This window comes from Xenorhabdus khoisanae (genome assembly GCF_001037465.1).
In the GTDB taxonomy this organism is placed as follows: domain Bacteria; phylum Pseudomonadota; class Gammaproteobacteria; order Enterobacterales; family Enterobacteriaceae; genus Xenorhabdus; species Xenorhabdus khoisanae.
In genome coordinates this window covers 1-4,249 of the sequence record NZ_LFCV01000046.1, presented here as the reverse complement: position 1 = coordinate 4,249, position 4,249 = coordinate 1, and the positions used below count along the sequence as shown (strand labels likewise).

Sequence of the window (4,249 nt, the reverse complement as noted above, 5' to 3'; positions counted from 1 at the left end):
AATGCTAAGTAGAGCTAATAGAAAACCAAGAGAGAAGCATTTTGAAGAAATAGATTTTGAGGCGCAACAAAAAGAGGCTATAGAAATATTAAAGAAAAAATTCTCACTTTAGGAAAAATATTATTAGTTTTTGGTGATGACAGAACAAAAGAGTATTTACTCTCTTTTTCCTGCCCATCAAACCGTGATGTAGAATCATTTTTACATTTAAAAGCAATTAGATTTGAACAAGCAGATGCCACAAGAACCTATTTAATTTTAGATGTAGAAGGGTTTATCCTGGCTTATTTCTCATTAACATTCAAGGAGATATCAACAAAAAATCTTGCTATTTCAAAGACTAAAATAAAAAAACTAAATGGAATCAGTAAAAATGCAGCGTCATTAAAGGTTTACTTAATTGGCCAAATAGCCAAAAACCACTCATTAAGCAAAAACCCAATAAAACTTAAGGACATTTTATTTCACATTAATATCACCATTGAAAAAGCACAAGAATTAATAGGAGGAAGAGTGACTATTCTAGAATGCCAGAACAAATCTAAACTTATTGCTTTATATGAGAAAAATGGACTTGAAAAATTACCAACAAAAGGAGATAACAATGCATTAATTACCATGCTATTTAGTAATTAGATTATTATTCAGTTTCAACCATCCCTATTTTAGATTATGCATAGCTATCCTTACTGATAGTAAGTCAAAGACCATCTGTTTTTCAGATGGTCTTTTTATGCGATTAATTAACTATAATCAATTAATCAGTTATTATTTTTTATACGAAACTTCGCTTTTCGGATCATAATCAGAGGCCTTCAATGGGGAGTGTTTTTCAATATAACCTTTCAACACTTCAGCATCGACAAATCCTGTATCAACGTAACCCGGCAAATTATCAATGCGTGGATAACCATCACCTCCAATCGCGTTGAAATTCAAGGTCGCCATCCGATAAGTTTTATTTGGATCTAATGGCTTACCGCCAATTTTCACATCACTGATATTCTTACCATCAATCACAAAGCTCACATTATAGAACTGCCCATAAGCACCGGAATCCTTTTCCATATTCGCAACGGCTGTCAAATATGACAAAACCTCGCTGCCTTTAAAATCCACATAAACCAGTTGATTAGCAAATGGATGAACTTTCAGAACGTCTTTATAAGTGATATCTCCTGATTCAATAGAATCACGAATACCACCACCACTCATCACAGAAAAATCAGCGTTTGTCCGCTCCATTTGAGCTGCCAGCACAAGATGTGCCATATTAGTTTGCACGAAACGAACTTTACTACGATCACCTTCTAGTTTGTCATCTACCGAACCAATTTTAACATTAAGTACCTGACCACCTTTGCTTTGATAAGGTGTCAACAGGTTAAGCACCTCAGGGTTTTGCTGAATTTCATGTGTATAGTAAACACGCTCCGTACTGCCATCTTCTTTTGTTACTTTTTTCTTTAAGTTGATGGGAATCAATTGATAATGAACCAACTTGAGTTCACCATTACGGAATTGGAAATCAGCACGACCAACGTATTTTCCCCATTCATGGGCTTGAACAATCCATGTGCCGTTTTGACGATCTGGCGAGCACGGCGTTCCCGGCACATAATTCACTTGTTTATAGTTTTTATTCTCTGAAGACATACAGACTGGATCTTGTGAGTGACCACCCACTATCATATCTAAATAGCCCGTCGGTAAACTACGTGCCATTTCAACATCTCCCGGAGCATTGGTGCCATGGTGACCATCGTTATAATGCCCCATATGGGTTGCTGCAATGATAACATCCGGTTTTTCGTTCTTTTTCAGCTCTTCAATAACTTTTTTGGCTTCTGCTGCGGGAACACGGAATTCAACATCCGGAAAATTAGCAGGGTTACCTACTTTCGCCGTATCATCCGTTGTCAGACCAAGCACTGCGATTTTCACGCCTTGTTTATCAAACATGACATATGGCTTAAATAAACGTTTGCCTGTGCTGGTTTGGTAAATATTGGCAGATAAGAATGGAAAATTCGCCCACTTTTGTTGTTGGTGCAATACATTTAAAGGCTTATCGAACTCATGATTCCCCAATGCCATTGCGTCATAACCTACCAGATTCATTCCCTTAAAATCTGGCTCAGCATCTTGCATATCTGATTCAGGCACACCTGTGTTAATGTCACCACCAGACAACAGCAATACGCTGCCTCCCTTCTTAGCAACTTCCTGACGGATAGAGTCTACTACTGTTTTTTGTGCTGCCAAACCATACTCACCATGATCGTTATGCCAGAAGTGACCATGGTGATCGTTAGTATGCAGAATAGTAATATCGTAAGTTTTATCTTGCTCCCAAGCAGTGGCAATTAGCGGCGTCAACGACAAGGAAACAGCAAGAGCACATACTGACGCTTTAAACGAAAATTTCATGGGTATCTCCATGTTCTTTAAGTGTTATTAGTTATACGATTGTGGTTAATGATATGAATTTTACACACTATCCCAAAATGGGATACGAATGATGGCATGCAGCGCTATACCGCATTTTTCTGATCAGGATTACATACTTGTGTCATTAAATAATGCCTTCTTTCACCTTTTTGAGATAGCTATCAAATTATATCAATATAAATAAAATTTTTGTTAGCAGACTAAGAGATACTATGGTGTAAGCACCAAACAAAATTTACATTAATCACCTGACATCCCCCTACGGGCTACATAAATAAGCGAATAAACATGAGTGAACAAAGCAACACAAAACCTTTGCCAACTTCGTCAACAAAAACACGCAAGACGGTTTTCTCAGTGCTCGGAGCGATCAGCTTATCTCACCTACTGAATGATATGATTCAATCGCTGATTCTGGCAATTTATCCGCTGCTGCAATCTGAATTTACTCTGAGTTTCATTCAGGTTGGGTTGATAACACTGACCTATCAGATAACAGCATCCCTATTGCAACCTCTCATCGGACTCTATACAGATAAGCATCCGCAACCTTATTCACTGCCTGTCGGTATGGGATTTACCTTATCGGGGCTGCTCCTACTGGCTTATGCAGAAAGTTTCCCTGTTATATTAGTGGCTGCTGCACTCGTTGGTACCGGCTCATCAGTTTTTCATCCAGAATCTTCAAGAGTCGCAAGAATGGCATCCGGAGGACGCCATGGGCTGGCTCAGTCCTTATTTCAAGTAGGGGGAAATCTGGGAAGCTCTCTTGGCCCTCTGCTGGCAGCTCTTTTCATTGCGCCTTACGGCAAAGGCAATGTCGGTTGGTTCTCGCTGGCAGCACTGCTTGCAATCGTGATCTTATTGCAAGTCAGTCAATGGTATAAAATGCAGCACAGAACCGTCCTTCCCCAATCCTTACGCAATGTCTCTCTGCCAACTTTATCCAGAAAAACCGTTATACGTTCTTTTGCCATTCTTCTCATACTGATTTTCTCAAAATATTTTTATCTCACCAGTATCAGCAGCTACTACACTTTTTACTTGATCCAAAAATTTGGTGTATCAATACAAAATGCCCAAATCCATCTGTTTGTTTTTTTATTTTCTGTCGCAGCAGGCACCATGATTGGCGGCCCTATCGGAGATAAAATAGGCCGAAAATATGTTATATGGGGTTCCATTCTCGGTGTTGCGCCTTTTACTCTGATATTACCTTATGCCTCCTTATTCTGGACAGGCATACTGACGGTCATAATTGGCATAATCCTGGCATCTGCATTTTCTGCTATTTTGGTTTATGCCCAAGAGCTCATTCCCGGCAAAACAGGCATGATAGCTGGTTTATTCTTTGGCTTAGCATTTGGTATGGGGGGAATTGGAGCAGCAATTCTTGGCTATGTTGCAGATAAAACCAATATAGAATTGGTTTACAAAATTTGCGCTTTCCTACCACTTCTTGGTATATTTACGCTGTTCCTGCCGAATATAGAAAAGAAAACATAAAAAAATAGAAAAATCATTAGGTAGAGATAACAGTCATTACATTATTTCCCTTTGTAAACAAGCGTAAATAATGACAAAATCCACATAAATTTACATTAAAATAGGAATTATACAAATTCCCCTTATTTTCACCACTCAGTATGTTTTTTAGCACGTTTATCTTTAATTACTTATAAAATATATTTATTACCTTACCCAACCATACAATTTAATATTTTTTACCCCAGAAGGAGCCTTGATGGAGCATTCGACACCTCTTATCACGACCATTGTTGGTGGTTTTGTTCTCGCC

2 protein-coding genes are annotated in these 4,249 nt (G+C 38.4%); one reads left to right on the top strand and one right to left on the bottom strand.

What is annotated here, in order from left to right; genetic code table 11:
• Positions 1-768: 768 nt before the first annotated feature.
• Entirely contained in the window at positions 769-2,430 is a 1,662-nt protein-coding gene (gene ushA, locus AB204_RS08055; protein ID WP_047962869.1) for a bifunctional UDP-sugar hydrolase/5'-nucleotidase UshA, read from the bottom strand.
• A gap of 309 nt (positions 2,431-2,739) precedes the next feature.
• Between ushA and AB204_RS08050 the strand changes: the two genes are divergently transcribed.
• Positions 2,740-3,957, top strand: coding sequence for an MFS transporter (locus AB204_RS08050; RefSeq protein ID WP_047962868.1), 1,218 nt, complete (start codon positions 2,740-2,742; stop codon positions 3,955-3,957).
• The last annotated feature ends 292 nt before the right edge of the window (positions 3,958-4,249 follow it).

What these genes read in the sequence shown, in the direction of transcription:
- ushA (WP_047962869.1), bottom strand. Translation starts at nt 2,430, where the DNA reads ATGAAATTTTCGTTTAAAGCGTCAGTATGTGCTCTTGCTGTTTCCTTG.
- AB204_RS08050 (WP_047962868.1), top strand. Translation starts at nt 2,740, where the DNA reads ATGAGTGAACAAAGCAACACAAAACCTTTGCCAACTTCGTCAACAAAA.